The organism is Bradyrhizobium sp. CSA207 (genome assembly GCF_029051685.1).
Classification (GTDB): domain Bacteria; phylum Pseudomonadota; class Alphaproteobacteria; order Rhizobiales; family Xanthobacteraceae; genus Bradyrhizobium.
Genome location: NZ_JAACFT010000021.1, coordinates 47367 through 61431, shown reverse-complemented (window position 1 = coordinate 61431; position 14065 = coordinate 47367). Strand labels below are relative to the sequence as shown.

The 14065-nt window shown below is 58.5% G+C and carries 14 protein-coding genes and 1 pseudogene; 10 read left to right on the top strand and 5 right to left on the bottom strand.

The genetic code is table 11. The features are described 5' to 3' along the window. Positions 1–23 precede the first annotated feature (23 nt). The 8 genes and pseudogenes from GWG65_RS23625 (at position 24) to GWG65_RS23590 (ending at position 6673) form a co-directional block, all read left to right on the top strand. A complete protein-coding gene (locus tag GWG65_RS23625; protein WP_275197969.1) occupies positions 24–902 on the top strand; it encodes a branched-chain amino acid ABC transporter permease in 879 nt (292 codons plus the stop codon). Continuing rightward, a complete protein-coding gene (locus GWG65_RS23620; protein WP_275197968.1) occupies positions 899–1912 on the top strand; it encodes a branched-chain amino acid ABC transporter permease in 1014 nt (337 codons plus the stop codon). The genes GWG65_RS23625 and GWG65_RS23620 overlap by 4 nt, the downstream gene beginning before the upstream one ends. Further along, on the top strand, positions 1899–2645 hold the full coding sequence (locus GWG65_RS23615) for an ABC transporter ATP-binding protein (protein WP_275197967.1): 747 nt from the start codon (positions 1899–1901) through the stop codon (positions 2643–2645). The genes GWG65_RS23620 and GWG65_RS23615 overlap by 14 nt, the downstream gene beginning before the upstream one ends. Continuing rightward, positions 2638–3339: an ABC transporter ATP-binding protein gene (locus tag GWG65_RS23610; RefSeq protein WP_275197966.1), complete on the top strand. Its 702-nt coding sequence runs from the start codon at positions 2638–2640 to the stop codon at positions 3337–3339. The genes GWG65_RS23615 and GWG65_RS23610 overlap by 8 nt, the downstream gene beginning before the upstream one ends. A 55-nt stretch (positions 3340–3394) precedes the next feature. Beyond that, positions 3395–4597, top strand: a complete 1203-nt coding sequence (locus tag GWG65_RS23605) for a CoA transferase (RefSeq protein ID WP_275197965.1) — start codon at positions 3395–3397, stop codon at positions 4595–4597. Between the two features lie 20 nt (positions 4598–4617). Continuing rightward, positions 4618–5361 (top strand): SDR family NAD(P)-dependent oxidoreductase, encoded by a 744-nt coding sequence (locus tag GWG65_RS23600; RefSeq protein ID WP_275197964.1) that lies wholly within the window; start codon positions 4618–4620, stop codon positions 5359–5361. 1 nt (position 5362) lies between these two features. Beyond that, complete coding sequence (locus tag GWG65_RS23595; RefSeq protein WP_275197963.1) at positions 5363–6010, top strand: glutathione S-transferase family protein; 648 nt, start codon at positions 5363–5365, stop codon at positions 6008–6010. Positions 6011–6409: 399 nt separating this feature from the next. Then, positions 6410–6673 (top strand): annotated as a pseudogene (locus GWG65_RS23590) (glutaredoxin domain-containing protein). 146 nt (positions 6674–6819) lie between these two features. Here the strand turns inward: GWG65_RS23590 and GWG65_RS23585 are convergent. The 5 genes from GWG65_RS23585 to GWG65_RS23565 all read right to left on the bottom strand — a co-directional run bounded on the left by GWG65_RS23585 (position 6820) and on the right by GWG65_RS23565 (position 12873). Then, positions 6820–7713, bottom strand: a complete 894-nt coding sequence (locus tag GWG65_RS23585; RefSeq protein ID WP_275197962.1) for a haloalkane dehalogenase — start codon at positions 7711–7713, stop codon at positions 6820–6822. A gap of 670 nt (positions 7714–8383) precedes the next feature. Further along, entirely contained in the window at positions 8384–10429 is a 2046-nt protein-coding gene (locus GWG65_RS23580) for an acetoacetate--CoA ligase (protein WP_275197961.1), read from the bottom strand. 413 nt (positions 10430–10842) lie between these two features. Further along, entirely contained in the window at positions 10843–11037 is a 195-nt protein-coding gene (locus GWG65_RS23575; protein WP_275198060.1) for a hypothetical protein, read from the bottom strand. 374 nt (positions 11038–11411) lie between these two features. Beyond that, a complete protein-coding gene (locus GWG65_RS23570) occupies positions 11412–11837 on the bottom strand; it encodes a DUF1330 domain-containing protein (protein ID WP_275197960.1) in 426 nt (141 codons plus the stop codon). A gap of 391 nt (positions 11838–12228) precedes the next feature. Beyond that, positions 12229–12873, bottom strand: coding sequence for a TetR/AcrR family transcriptional regulator (locus GWG65_RS23565; protein ID WP_275197959.1), 645 nt, complete (start codon positions 12871–12873; stop codon positions 12229–12231). Between the two features lie 101 nt (positions 12874–12974). Here GWG65_RS23565 and GWG65_RS23560 point away from each other — a divergent pair, with 101 nt between their 5' ends. Both GWG65_RS23560 and GWG65_RS23555 read left to right on the top strand, forming a co-directional pair. Next, on the top strand, positions 12975–13535 hold the full coding sequence (locus tag GWG65_RS23560; protein ID WP_275197958.1) for a hypothetical protein: 561 nt from the start codon (positions 12975–12977) through the stop codon (positions 13533–13535). A gap of 15 nt (positions 13536–13550) precedes the next feature. Continuing rightward, on the top strand, positions 13551–13997 hold the full coding sequence (locus GWG65_RS23555; protein WP_275197957.1) for a MaoC family dehydratase: 447 nt from the start codon (positions 13551–13553) through the stop codon (positions 13995–13997). The last annotated feature ends 68 nt before the right edge of the window (positions 13998–14065 follow it).

The window sequence follows — 14065 nt, the reverse complement described above, 5'->3', positions numbered from 1 at the left end:
GTTCTCTCGAACTTGTGTGACGCATGCAGATCTTCCTGATCCAGCTTCTTAATGGCGTGCAGCTGAGCATGCTGGTGTTCCTGCTGGCGGTGGGCCTTACGCTAATCTTCGGGCTGATGAACATTCTCAATCTGGCCCATGGCGCCTTCTTTACGATGGGGGCCTATTTCGGATTGGTTGTCGCCAATAAGACAGGTTCATTCTGGCTTGCGCTGCTGATAGGTCCGCTGTTGCCGTTCGTGGCCGGCATGTTGCTGCAATTCTTCGTATTACAGCCGCTGGCCCAGCGCGGGCGCTCGACCCATCTCGATCTTGCTCTGCTGACGTTCGGCTTGCTGTTCGCAACAGCGGGGGCAGTCGAATACATCTATGGCTCGGCATTTCACAGCATTGGCACGCCCGACCTCTTAAAGGGCCGGGTTGCGCTACTTGGCATCGAGTTCCCGCTATATCGCCTTTTCATCATCGCGGTTGGTATTGCCATCGCTGCCGCGCTTGTCCTGGTGATCGACCGCACATTGGTGGGCGCCACGCTGCGTGCCGGTGTCGACAATCGCGAGATGGTCACGGCACTGGGCATCAACATCAATGTCTTGTTCGCACTGGTGTTCGGGTTCGGTTCCGCTCTCGCCGGTTTTGCGGGAATCGTCTCGGCGCCGATCATGAGCATCTATTCCAACATGGGCATCGGGATCGTTGTTACAACGTTTGTGGTGGTGGTGGTGGGCGGCCTCGGCAATCTGAAGGGCTCGTTCTATGCGGCCCTTATCGTTGGTGTGACGGATACATTGGCACAGGCTTACCTGCCGGAAGCTGAGCTATTTGCGATCTATGCGATGCTGATTGCAGTGATGATCTTTCGTCCGCAGGGCCTCTTTGGCGCGGCAGGGCGGGTTGCATGAGCACAGATTTCATTCTCACGCGAGACAAGCGCGTCGGCGCGTTGAAGCGCCTACCGGTCCCAGCTCTGGGTCGTGCGTACGCTGCGTTGTTTGGCCCTTTCGCTGTTCTCTTGTGCGCACTGCCATTTTTCGCGTCAGGCTACGTCGTGACCTTGGCGGTCGAAGTCATGATCGCGGGCGTATTCGCGTCCGGCATCAATCTACTGACCGGATACACGGGTCTCGTATCGCTCGGGCAAGCGATGTTTCTCGGGTTTGGCGGATACGGTATCGCCATTGGAACGGCCTTGCTGGGATGGCCCCTGTGGGTTTCTGCCCCGGTCACGCTTGTGCTGGTGGCGGTGATTGCGGCGGCTATTGGCGCGATTTGCACTCGGACACGGGGCGTCGAGTTTCTCCTGATTACGCTGGCATTCTCTCAGATGTTCTATGGGGCTGCCATCAAGTTGCGCTGGACTAACGGGTCCGATGGTATGACAGGAATTCCGCGTCCCGATCTGTCACTGCTCGGCCTTAACGCAGATAACCCAACTGCGTTCTACTATTATGTTCTCTCTGTTGCAGCTCTGGCGCTGCTGATGCTGTGGCGGATCGTAACGTCGCCTTTCGGAAGCGTCCTGGTCGGCATTCGTGAAAACGAGCGCCGCATGACTTCGATGGGTTACGCCGTTGCGAACTACAAGATCGGATCGTTTGCGCTGGCCGCCGTGACGTGCGCAGTCGCGGGCATTTTGCAGTCGCAGTACACATATTTCGTCAATCCCGATGCGATGAGCTGGCAGATGAGCGGCGAGGGCGTGCTGATGGTCATCATCGGCGGCGCCAATGTCATCCTCGGGCCTTTGGTGGGGGCAGCAGTATTCGTCGTCGTCAAGCAGGCGCTGAGCATGATCACTGAAGAGTACAATCTGTTCTTCGGTATCTTTTTCATGCTTGTGGTTGCGTTTTTCCGCGGCGGTGTTCTCGGCGCCATCAGCAAACTGATCGGAAAACGCCATGAGCGCGCTTGAAATCAGGAACTTGCGCAAAGCCTTCGGTGGGCTACAGATCATCGGTGATCTGGATTTGAAGGTGCCGTCCGGCCAGCGTCATGCGTTGATCGGGCCTAATGGCGCCGGCAAGACGACGCTGTTCAACATCATCACGGGATGGCAGCCGCCGACTAGTGGCGAAATTCTCATTCATGGCGTCCCGGTGCAGCAAGGGCGGCCTGATCTTGTCACGCGAGGGGGACTGTCGCGCTCGTTCCAGAAGAATATGCTGCTTGAGAGCGTCACGGTTCTTGAGAACCTGCGTGTCGCATGTCAGGCGCTTGATGCGTCGCGGCATTCTATCTTCCGGTCATGCTGGTCGTTCTCGGACGTCGTTCGCAGAGCGCACCTCGCGGCTGAGCAGATGCATCTGGATACCGTGCTGCATCGGAATGTGAACGAGCTATCATACGGACAGAAGCGTCAGCTTGAAGTCGCGATCGCGCTATGTGCGGAGCCGAAGATTCTGCTGATGGACGAGCCGGCGGCGGGAACGTCGCCAGATGAGCGGGCCAGCCTGATCAAGCTGATCAACGGCCTGTCGACCGAATTGACCATTCTTCTCGTCGAGCACGACATGGATGTCGTGTTTGCGATCTGCGATGTCATTACGGTGCTGAGCTACGGCAAGGTGCTCGCAACAGGCTCGAAGGAAGAGATCCAGTCCAATCCCCAGGTGATCGAAGCGTATCTAGGGCAGCATCATGCTTAAGGTCGAGCGTCTTCACACCTACTATGGTGAAAGCCACATTCTGCAAGGCGTCGATGTCTGTGTGGCGACAGCGCAGTGCGTAGCAGTGCTTGGCCGGAACGGTGCAGGCAAGACGACGACGCTGCGCTCAATATTGGGATTGACGCCCGCGCGGCGCGGCCGCGTAGAGTTCAACGGCGTCGATATCACGCGGCTCCCGACGCATCGGATCGTGAAATCCGGCATTGCTTTTGTGCCAGAAGATCGCGGCATTTTTCCGACGGTGACCGTCGAGGAGCACCTCGCGATTGCCTATGGCGCGTCGAGGCGGCGCCCCGGCCGCAAGCCAGTTGAGCAGGTGTTCGAGATATTTCCCCGTCTTGCGGAACGACGTCGAAGTCTCGGCGGGCAACTGTCGGGCGGCGAACAGCAGATGCTGGCCATCGGGCGCGCGCTGGTTGCCGGACCGGACCTGATGATTCTGGACGAACCGAGCGAGGGTCTTGCACCGGTGATCATTGAACGGTTGGAAGCCGTACTGAAAGACGTCAAGGCGTCCGGAACTGCCATTCTGCTCGTCGAGCAAAACTACCATCTCGCAACGAGATTAGCCGATTACGTCTACGTCCTCTGTCAGGGGCGGGTAGAGTTCGCCGGCGCCACGCAATCACTGATCGCAAACGGCGATGTCAGGCGAACATACTTGAGCGTTTGACGCACAAGGAGACGGAGAGACGGAAAATGAAACACCAAAGTCAGAAAGTGAAACCATGCCTGGTCCCCTAAGCGGAGTGCGCGTTCTGGATCTAACCGGAGTTGTGTCCGGGCCCTATGCGACGATGTTTCTCGCAGATCAGGGTGCTGACGTGCTCAAGATCGAGCCGATTGGAGGCGACATCACGCGCCGTAGCCGCGCCGGTATCGACAAGGCCGGCGAGTTCTCGGCGCTGTTCATCTCGTCAAACCGCGGCAAGCGCTCGCTCTCGATCGACGTCAAGAGTGAAGCGGGCCGCGAGGTGATGCTTAAGCTCGTCGCACAGAGCGATGTGTTGGTGCAAAACTTCCGCCCTGGCACCACGGAGCGGCTCGGGCTCGGACCTGAGGAATTGCGCAAGCGCCATCCGCGCCTGATCTATGTGTCGATCAGCGGCGTCGGCGACTCCGGGCCGTATATGAAGAAGCGCGTCTACGATCCAATCATCCAAGCGCTTTCGGGATTTGCCGACATCCAATCCCAGCCAGTGACTAATCGCCCGCAGATGATCCGCACGATCGTCTGCGACAAGACCACGGCGGTGTTCACAGCACAGGCAGTGTCGTCCGCATTGTACGCACGCGAGAAGACCGGGCAGGGCGATCATATCCAAGTCGCGATGCTCGACGCCATGATCTCGTATCTCTGGCCGGAAGGTATGATGCAGTACACGGTAGTCGGCGCTGAAACCAACACCATGGATCCAAACGACAGGCCGGACCTCGTGTTCAAGACGTTGGACGGCTACATCACGGCGGGAACAATCTCGGACTCCGAGTGGCAGGGATTCTGCAAAGCGTCGGGCGATCCGGAACTCGCAAAGGACGAACGGTTCGCGACACCAGGCGCGCGCTTTGTCAACGCCACCGCGCGCATAAACAAGATGCAAGAATATATCGCCCAGCGCACCACCGCCGAGTGGCTGGAACGATTGGACGCGGCCGACGTGCCTTGTGCCCCGATTCTACGCCGCGGCGATATCATTCAGAACGAACAGGTGGTGGCGCGCGGTCTGATCGAGGAGTTCGAACAGCCGACGGTGGGCCGGGTGCGGCAACCGAAGCCTGCGGCGATCTTCGAGGTCAGTAAGGCCGTCATAGGTGGCCCGGCGCCACGGGTCGGTGAGCACTCTCGCGTCGTGCTGCGCGCCCTGGGGTACAGCGATAGCGCTGTTGAGCGGATGATTGCTGACAAGACCGTGCGGGCAGCATCGAACTAGACGCTGAACAGGAGAAGAGTATGTCGAAGTCAAGCGGGGTTGCACTCCTGGTCGGTGCAGGTGACGCCATCGGCGCTGCCGTCGCGCAGAGGTTCGCGAAAGGCGGTTACGCGGTCTGCATCGCGCGGCGCGATGCTTCCAAGTCTCAGGCCTTGGTCGATTCGATGAAGGCGGAGGGATACGCAGTTCTGGCTTACAGCATCGATGCACGCAAGGAAGAGGAGGTCCAGAAACTCTTTGCGGATGTCGAGCGTGACGTCGGCCCGATCGAGGTGTGTCTCTTCAACGCTGGATCAAACGTCAACAAGCCATTGCTGGAAACAACAGAGAAGCTGTTCTTCAAGGCGTGGGAACTCGCTTGCTATGCGGGCTTTCTCGTGGGCCGAGAGGCAGCGAAATACATGTCGACGCGCGGACGGGGCACGATGCTTTTCACCGGCGCCACCGCCAGTGTTCGCGGCGGAAAGGGCTTTGCGGCCTTTTCGGCGGCCAAGTTCGGTCTGCGCGCGCTCGCTCAGGCCATGGCCCGTGAGCTTGGGCCGAAGAACATTCATGTCGTCCATCTTCTGATTGATGCGGGCGTCGACAGCGAAGCCATTCATCAGCGCATGAAGGCAGCAACAGGAATCAGTGCCAACGAGATTCCAGCCGACAGCTTGACCAAAACCTCGTCGATCGCCGACGCGTACTGGTTTGCTCACCACCAGTCCAAAGACGGCTGGACCCATGAACTCGATCTGCGTCCTTCATCGGAGACCTGGTAAAATGACAGATGAACTTGTCCTCTGGGGTGTAGGCACATCGCGCACGATCCGTGCGCATTGGGCGCTTCACGAACTCCATCTCCCATACACATCCCGACCTATTCTTCCGCGGTCAGGCGAAACCAAGACACCGGAGTACACCGCGCTGAATCCACGACAGAAGATCCCGCTTTTGCAGGACGGCGACCTAACCATCGGGGAAAGCGCAGCCATTGTCGCGTATCTGGCCAACAAGCACCGGACAGCCGATGGCGGGCTAGTTCCAGCCTCTGCGAAACTTTACGCGAAGTGGCTGGAATGGTGCTTCTTCATTGTGACCGAGCTGGATTCGACCAGCCTCTACGTCATGAGACGGCATGGCACCAACAAAGGACTGGCGCACATCTATGGCGAAGCGCCGCAGGTGGTGACGAAGGCAGGTGAATATTTTCGCGAACAACTCCGTCATGTCGATGTTGCCCTGTCCGACGGCCGCAAATATCTCATGGGAAGCCAGTTCACCACGGCGGACATATTGCTGACGACCTGCCTGACATGGGCGATCGACTATGGCGTAGGCATCTGCGACAGTGCCGCACCGTATCTTGAGCGTGTCATGTCGCGAGAGGGATATCGGGCTGGCGAAACAGCAAACCATGCGAAGAGTTAAAGGAATAAACGTTATTCGATTGATAGAGAGCGGATTTCTACTGGCCGTTCACTTCACGGCAAGGCCAACGTCAGTGCTATTTTGGAATTGATGTTACCGAACGTCCGTCGTTTATTGCTCTTGAAGCTCCCAGGCAGGCGGTATCGCTTCCGCTGACTTGGACCTTGGGCCGGCTGCACTGCAGCCGGCCCTTTTTATGAACCGGCAGAGCCGCGGACTGCCTAGAGTTGTGCAAACCTCCCTCGGGAATTCCGCTCGGCGCGTTGGTCGGTTCAACAGCGAAGCTTAACCCTGCTTGGGCGGTGATTATTACCAAGCTTGGCCGATGATTGGGGAAGCGTCCTGAGTGTCGCAGATTCGATCCGCCACTAAGTGGACGCAAACGAGATCCGTTTGTTCATGAAAGGGGCGCCAACGGCGCCAGCTCCTGGTTCTCTGCGCGAGTCACCCGGAAAGTCGACCATCTCGCCCCATTCAAATCGCACGACATGTACCAGTGAGAAGAACTCCGGCAAGTTATCAAGGATTACTCGGATCGGCCGACGATTCCGCAACTATACGTCCGCGGCGAATTCGTAGGGCTGTGGCATCGTGGCGGAGATGTTTCGATCCGGGGAATTGCAGGCCCTGCTCCTGAAGCAGCCGCAAGCGGAGGCGTCCTGAGCTAACGCCACCGCAGCATCGAGATCCGCGGTTTACCAGGCGGCATTCCAGGGTTGCGGTCCCTGCTTCGAAGCGGTCCCAAACCGATCGCGCTCTGGGATCCAAAGCAACTTCGATAACGACGAGATGCCGACGCGCGTTCAGCTTTATCTATTTGCGGTGAGTGCGTGCTTGTTGATCCAAGCTCGAATCTGATCACCAATCTCGCGGCCGGAATCCTCTTGAATAAAATGAGCGCCCTTGACTGTCACTTCAGTTTGGTTCTTCCACTTGCGACAAAATTCCCGGACTTGACCCGTAAGCACGGCACCAGGCTCCGCGTTTACAAACAGCTTGGGGATGTCGTTCTCAGACATCCACTTTGAGTACGAATCAACCAACTCCACGATTCGCACGGGCTCTCCCGCGATGGGGAGCTGCCGTGGCCAAGAAAGCATTGGCCATCGATCCTCCCGATTCATAAACGGCTTTCGGTATTCTGCCATCTCGCTGTCGGACAGCTTTCGAAGGATCGATCCGGGCAACACCCGTTCAATAAACAGGTTTTTGTCCAGAACCATTTCCTCGCCTTGTTCTGATCGAAAGCCCTGAAAAACCGGGGTGGCTGATGCGTTCCACTCACTCCAGTCTTTGATCGAGCGAACAATGCCTTCCATGTAGGCTATTCCAAGAACCCTGTCGGGACGGGCATGTGCCCAATCGAACCCGAGCACAGATCCCCAATCGTGAATTACAAGAATGATTTTTTCCGTGGGTGCTACAAGAGTGTCGAGAAGTGACCAAAGGTACTGACGTTGGGTTTCAAAGCTATAGGTGTCAGGCCCCGGATTTGGCAGCTTTTCCGAATCTCCCATACCGATCAGATCAGGCGCAATGAGACGACCACATCCTCTCAGTTCTGAAACTACATTGCGCCAAACATACGAAGAGGTCGGGTTGCCGTGGAGGAACACAATCGGAGTTCCTGTTCCTCCGTCGTAGTAAGCCATCCTTTTACCAAGGACGTTTGCCGTTTGCTTCGGAAGAGGCTGCTCGTTCATCGTTACCATCCGCGCGTAATATGAAGTCGCTCTTGCGACCATTTTGAGAGGCCGCAGAGCTGAATAGACGAGCATATGCTAGGGAGTGTCAATCGTCCGCTGTTGTAATGTGTTTCATACCCCTTCCTCATCCGTGAAGAAGGCCTGAGCCGCTGAACGGCAATCGCGGTCGAGCTAAGGCCCTTTCAAGATTGCGATTTTTGTGAAGCGGTGGGTTTCAGAACCCCGCAATTTCGTTTAGCAATTCCCTCCAGGCGGGAAGCATCATTCCTTGCCTGCATCAGAAGGGACGATGCGGCCGAAGAAGCACCAGACGGCGAGATCGAGCGAACGTTTCCAGGGCCGGGACACGATCATCATCATCATCTGAAGCATGAGCTGTGTATTCCGGCTGGCAAGATCGACTGGGTACGCATCGAGGGCCCGTCCGGTCTTGATCTTGCGAGCGGACCGAGCAGGATGCGACTGCGGTGATCTACATGCGAATTTGGAAGCACACTGCTTCCCTAGGGGTTCACGGCGTTCACGCGCCTACCGCCACGCGTGCCGGCCGGTAGTGGGTGATGGCCGACTTGCGTTTTGCCTGCGCGTGGGTTGAACGCTACCCACCGGCCTGGCCGCGACCAGCACTGAAACGGAGGCACGCCGCGCCGGCGTCTCCAAGCGTGGTCTAGTTAGCCGCACTCCGCGCCAGATAGTCGCGCGCGAATGCGAGATACCAGTCGAGGCAGGCCGGATTGGCCATAGCCTCCTTATTGATGACTTTCTCCACCGGCTGTCCGAGCAGGAGCTTCTTGATCGGCAGTTCTTGCTTCTTACCCGAGAGCGTGCGCGGGATCTCGACGACGGCGAAAATCTCGTTCGGCAGGAAACGTCGTGACAGACTGGCCTCGATCGCCTTGTTGATCTTCGCCTGCATCGTGCCGTCGAACGCGACGCCCTCGCGCAGCACGATGAACAGCGGCATGTAGCTATCGCGGTCGAGATATTCGAGGTCGACGACGAGCGAATCCAGCACTTCCGGCAGCGCCTCGATCGCCGAATAGAGCTCGCTGGTGCCCATGCGCAGGCCGTGCCGGTTGATGGTGGCATCGCTGCGGCCGTAGATGATGCAGGAGCCGTCCGGATTGACCTTGAGCCAGTCGCCGTGCCGCCACACCGGCCCGCGGCCGCTGCCGTCGAAATTGTCCGGATAGGTCTCGAAATAGCTCGAGCGATACCGTTCATCGCCCTCGTCGTTCCAGAAATAGAGCGGCATCGACGGCATCGGCTCGGTGCAGACGAGTTCGCCGACCTCGTTGATCACGGCGCGGCCCTGTTCGTTGAAGGCTTCCACGGCAGCACCCAGGAGCCGGCACTGCATCGCGCCCGGCGTTTGCGGCAGCTCGCGGTTGCCGCCGATAAAGGCGCCGGCGAAATCGGTGCCGCCGGAGATGTTGGCCCACCAGATGTCGGCCTGCGCCGCGCTGCCGTTGGTCTTCGACAGCGCCGCGAAGCGTTCGTTGAACCAGGCCTGGGTGTCGGCGCTGAGTGGCGAGCCGGTCGAGCCGAGGCAGCGCAGCCGCGACAGATCGCCGGCGGCGGCAAGATCGATCTCCGCCTTGGCGCAATTGGCGAAGAACGCCGCGCCCGCGCCGAAGAAGGTGGCTTTCGACTGCGCGACGAAGCGCCACAAGGTGGTCCAGTCCGGCTTGTCCTTGGCGCCACCGGGGCTGCCGTCGAAGATGCAGCAGGTGGTGCCGCCGAGCAGGCCGCCGATTTGGCTGTTCCACATGATCCAGCCGGTCGAAGAGTACCAGTGATAACGCTCGCCGAACGAGTTTGGGTGATAGGAGCAGCCGATATCGTTGTGAAGGCCCAACAGTGCCATCATCGCGATGATGATGCCGCCATGGCCGTGCACTATTGGCTTCGGTAGTCCTGTAGTGCCGCTGGAATAGACGATCCAGAGCGGATGGTCGAACGGAAGCCAGATCGGTTCGAAGCCCTCGATAGCCGCACTCGTGCTTGCGAGAACGCTGGAAAGTTGTGCGTCGGGCGCCCCGATCCGCTCGCCATGCAGAATCACATGCTGGACTGTCGTCAGAGATCGCCTGAGCGCGTCGACAACATCGCGGCGGTCGTGCCGCCGGCCGGCATAGGTGACGGCGTCGCACGCAATAAGAACCTTTGGCTCTATCTGCTTGAAACGATCGATCACGGCAGGCGCGGCCATGTCAGGCGCGCAAACACTCCAGACCGCGCCGATGCTGGCGGTTGCCAGAAACGCAACGATGGTCTCGGGGATGTTGGGCAAGTACGCCGCGACGCGGTCTCCGGGGCCAACGCCCTCTTCGCGCAAGTGCAGCGCGAGGGCGGCCGCCTTGCGCCGTAGCTCGGGCCAACTCGTCTCTTTGAGAGGGCCATCCTCGCCGCCGCTGACGATCGCCGGGAGACCAAAAGCGTCCGCTGCGGTGACGTGCCGGAAAACCTGGCGGGCGTAGTTGACCTGCGCGCCACGAAACCAAATTGCGCCCGGCATCTTGCGTTCGGTGATCACCGCCGAAAACGCCGTTGGCGATTGCAAATCATAATAGTCCCAGACGCTGTGCCAAAAGCTTTCCAGATCGCGCACAGACCACTGTCGCATTTCCTCGTAGTTCGCGAAGGAGAGGCTTCTGTTCTCCGCGAGCCAGCGGCCATACCGCGAAATCTGAGAATTGGAAGAGGGGGTCATCGTTTCTCGCCCGCGACATTTCCAACAGGAGGCGTGTTTCCACGCGGATCATTCGCTCAAGTCGCCAAATTAGGATCGGCAGACGACAAAAACCATTGCGCTTAAGCGACGTTCCGTTAGAGCGGAGGTTCGAAAAAAGAGCCACCTTTATGAAGGTGGCTCCGAGTCATGCAAGTTATCGGGAGGTTTCTCTCACTTGCTCCTTGAAGTAATCACCAGAAGCAAATGTTGTCAATTCTAAAATAGAACGCATGTGAAGCTGGGTGTTAAGGCCTATTCCCTAGCACCATAGCGGCGATACGAAGCCTATGAGAGGATGGCTGCTCGCCGTTTCGATATCGGAGAAGTATCGCGGTCCGGCAAGCCGGGGCGTCTTGAGGCAGCTTGGTCAATCCAGATGCCCGTCGTGGCGATTACCTCGCAGATAGCCGACGGCGTGCCAATCTCAAGCGGGGTCTCAGGCTGAAGCCAGCTTTGGCGGCCGCGTCGTCCACGATGCGCCTGAGCCCGTGACGGCGTGAAGGGATGACGATATCTAAGTCCCGAACCCGATCGAACGAGACGACTTTCGGCAGCGCGAGTTTGTTGCCAGCACCATGCGCCAGCATCATCTCCTCATCCAAGATGTGGCGCGCGGTCCGCGGCATCGCTATGTCGGATAATGTGGCAAATGCGCCGATCTTTTCCGCGCCTAGCCGGCGTTCTACCCGCCTCCATCAGGTGCTTGCCCGAAACGCGTCAGGCCGCAGATGGCCCAAGCTCTGTGCCACGGAAGTCAAACGCGAGCTTCCGAGAAACTTTCGCTGCGCGGCACGGCCGTTCGGTCGGGCACAACGGGAAAGGTAGGGCCAACAAGGTCGGGCCAGCGATGGTTAGTGGGCGGACCCGACTACAGGTCACATCCGGCTGGCCGGGATGAAGCAGCGAACCCGCGGGCGACCGTTGTTGCGGCCGTGTATGGGCCACATCCGCAGCCCCTCGCCTACTGCGCTGTCTCGCCAAAGTTCCTGCCGACCGGCAGCACCGCGTGGCGGACTAGGCGTGAATCTTCGACGGCCGCCTGCCTATGCTTCACCGCTTCGCGATATACGGGATCGCGGATCATATCGACAAATGCCGCAACGCTTGGATATTCGGCGATGAAGCAGTGATCCCAGCGCTCCTCTTGCGGACCGATGAGCATCAACTCGAACTTACCCCGCCAGAAGATCCGGCCACCGACTCGCTCGAACACCGGTGCGCTCTCGCGGCCATAGGCCGCATAGGCTTCGGCGCCGCTCGCCTTCCGGCCGTCCGAATATGCCGCTTCCTTGCGCAAGCGCACCAAGTTGAGCATGTGGATCGGGCCTGGCCGGTCGTCCCCCCGGAATTGCGCGAAGAGTTCCCTGGTCGTATCGATATGGTCCATCTGTGGCGCCTCCCTTGTTCTTCCTTTGCACCAATCCTAGCGCTGCTGCTGGACTGGCCGAACTGCCGCAAGATAATGCTGCACCTGAGGCAAATCTATTCGCGGCCTTTCATGGGAGCTAAGTAGTCGCTTGCCGACGTAGGTCGTGAACATTTTCTAGCAGAACCGAACGCCAATTCGACCTCAAGACGGATATTTGTCAATTCCATTTGAGAATCGGTTCAGGAGATTCGCAGTTGACTGGGATTGCGACTCCCGCAAAGCAGGCGGTATCGCTCCGCTCAACTTGGACCCCCGGCCGACTGCCCTACAGTCGGCCATTTTGCCACGCGGCCGTCGCCCGGCAGTGGATGATGACCGCCTCGCGTTTTGGCAGGCGTGGAATTTTACGCTACTTCGTGCCCTCTATGCCCTCACGCAACATCGATAAAATTTGCTTCGCTATAGCCGCTGGTGTGTCGCGCTCCTTCTTGAACCAAAAGAGAGACCATGAAAGCGCGCCGATCAGCGTGAGGCGCAGATAACGGCGATCGATGCCGGTTCGTAGCGGCAAGTCATCGATAAGGCTTACGAAGATTTGTTCGTACCCGTGCCGGAGCGCGATCACGCGCGCCTTGATGCTCTCAGGGTAATGCCAAGGCGGCATGACGAATAGGACCTGATTTGCGCGCCGCCAATCCAGCAAACCGGTCACGTGAGCAACGCATGCGGTTTCCATGCGTTGCCATGGGCCAGTCTCTGCCTCGATGGCGGCATTGACCCGGTTCCGCAGTTCAATTCCCCCCTTTTCCCAAACTGCCCACAACAATTCCTCCTTGGATTCAAAGTGGTAATACATCGACGCCGGCTGCATTTCCGCGGCGGCCGCAATGTCCCGCATCGACGTTCCGTCGAACCCTTGCTTGTTGAAAATCGCTTCGGCGACTGAAATTATTCTTTCCCTGGCCTGCATTCCCTTCGTCGCGCGGTCCGCTTTGGGCGCCATCTCTTTGCTGGTCTTGGGCTTTTGCGCCTTTGTCGATACTGCCGAAGGCATCCGCTTCTCCGAATTTCTCTGGTCTTGATTTTCAAACGATCGTTCGGTAGGTTAATTTTCTAACGATCGTTCGGTTGGATATTGAGCCAAAGGAGGATGCCATGCCTGTTCCCGTGCGTCTCGAAAAATACATTGAAACTGAAAAACAGCGGCATTTCTCCCGGGACTTCATGGTCGGCTGGGAAAACTATGAGACGTGGGAGCAGGCGACCGTGGGGGATTCCGGACCGGCCATGCGTACGTTCAAGATATCCGAGGAAGACATCGTCGCATACAACCGCGCCTGCGGTGAAACTGATCCCCTGATGATAGATCCGGACTTTGCGCGGAAGAACTCGCCAACCGGCGCAGTCCTGCAGCATCCGATCTTCGTGACCACCATCGGGTTTTACAGTCTCGGTGAAAAGGGTATCGGAACGTGGATCCGAACGCCTGGTGCCCGCAATCCCCACCAGCGGATCGAAATTCTCGAGCCGTTCCGGGATGGCGAGGTGATCACGACGACCGTTACGACAACGGACAAATTCGTTCAGCGCAAGAAGCCCTACCTTCAGATGCTTCTCGATTTCCGCAACGAGAGCGGCGTGCTCAAGGCGCGCTGGTGGTGCTCGCTGATTCTCCCTGAAACGCAGGCAGATGTTGCCCGCTTCGCCAACGCCTGACCAAAGGAGCCCGAAATGTCCGATCCAACTTTCAGCACGATCAATGCCGGATACGAGTTTCCGCCAGTAGTGCAGTCCTATGCCCAGGCTGTAATCGATCGGTATGCGCTTGGGTCGCTCGATATGAATCCGGTTCATACGAACGAGGAATGGGCTTCCCGCGCAAAGGTCTTCGGCATGCCCGAAACTGTCGGGCACGGCATGATGACTATGTCGACACTCGCATCTGTCGTCACGCGCGCCTGGGGTGTCGTCGGCGAGAACGGCGGCAGCATCCGATTCGTCGATGCGAAGTTCACGAAGCCCGTAAAAGTGGGCGAAACCGTCACAGCAACCGGCAAGGTCAAACGCAAGCATCACTATGGCCCCGGAAAGAACTGGGTCCAGATTGCCGTCGAAGCCAAGGACTCGACCGGCGATCTGATTGGTCTCGCCGAGCTCGGCTACAACCTTCCGGATTGAGCGAATTTGGAGGGCCGGAGGCGGCGCCCCCCCGCGGGTTGCGATGAGCCGCTCCACTAACTCGCGCA

Bases quoted from the DNA above. Each gene is read 5' to 3' on its own strand.
- GWG65_RS23625 (WP_275197969.1), top strand. From the start codon at position 24: ATGCAGATCTTCCTGATCCAGCTTCTTAATGGCGTGCAGCTGAGCATG.
- GWG65_RS23620 (WP_275197968.1), top strand. From the start codon at position 899: ATGAGCACAGATTTCATTCTCACGCGAGACAAGCGCGTCGGCGCGTTG.
- GWG65_RS23615 (WP_275197967.1), top strand. From the start codon at position 1,899: ATGAGCGCGCTTGAAATCAGGAACTTGCGCAAAGCCTTCGGTGGGCTA.
- GWG65_RS23610 (WP_275197966.1), top strand. From the start codon at position 2,638: ATGCTTAAGGTCGAGCGTCTTCACACCTACTATGGTGAAAGCCACATT.
- GWG65_RS23605 (WP_275197965.1), top strand. From the start codon at position 3,395: ATGCCTGGTCCCCTAAGCGGAGTGCGCGTTCTGGATCTAACCGGAGTT.
- GWG65_RS23600 (WP_275197964.1), top strand. From the start codon at position 4,618: ATGTCGAAGTCAAGCGGGGTTGCACTCCTGGTCGGTGCAGGTGACGCC.
- GWG65_RS23595 (WP_275197963.1), top strand. From the start codon at position 5,363: ATGACAGATGAACTTGTCCTCTGGGGTGTAGGCACATCGCGCACGATC.
- GWG65_RS23585 (WP_275197962.1), bottom strand. From the start codon at position 7,713: ATGAACGAGCAGCCTCTTCCGAAGCAAACGGCAAACGTCCTTGGTAAA.
- GWG65_RS23580 (WP_275197961.1), bottom strand. From the start codon at position 10,429: ATGACCCCCTCTTCCAATTCTCAGATTTCGCGGTATGGCCGCTGGCTC.
- GWG65_RS23575 (WP_275198060.1), bottom strand. From the start codon at position 11,037: ATGCTGGCGCATGGTGCTGGCAACAAACTCGCGCTGCCGAAAGTCGTC.
- GWG65_RS23570 (WP_275197960.1), bottom strand. From the start codon at position 11,837: ATGGACCATATCGATACGACCAGGGAACTCTTCGCGCAATTCCGGGGG.
- GWG65_RS23565 (WP_275197959.1), bottom strand. From the start codon at position 12,873: ATGCCTTCGGCAGTATCGACAAAGGCGCAAAAGCCCAAGACCAGCAAA.
- GWG65_RS23560 (WP_275197958.1), top strand. From the start codon at position 12,975: ATGCCTGTTCCCGTGCGTCTCGAAAAATACATTGAAACTGAAAAACAG.
- GWG65_RS23555 (WP_275197957.1), top strand. From the start codon at position 13,551: ATGTCCGATCCAACTTTCAGCACGATCAATGCCGGATACGAGTTTCCG.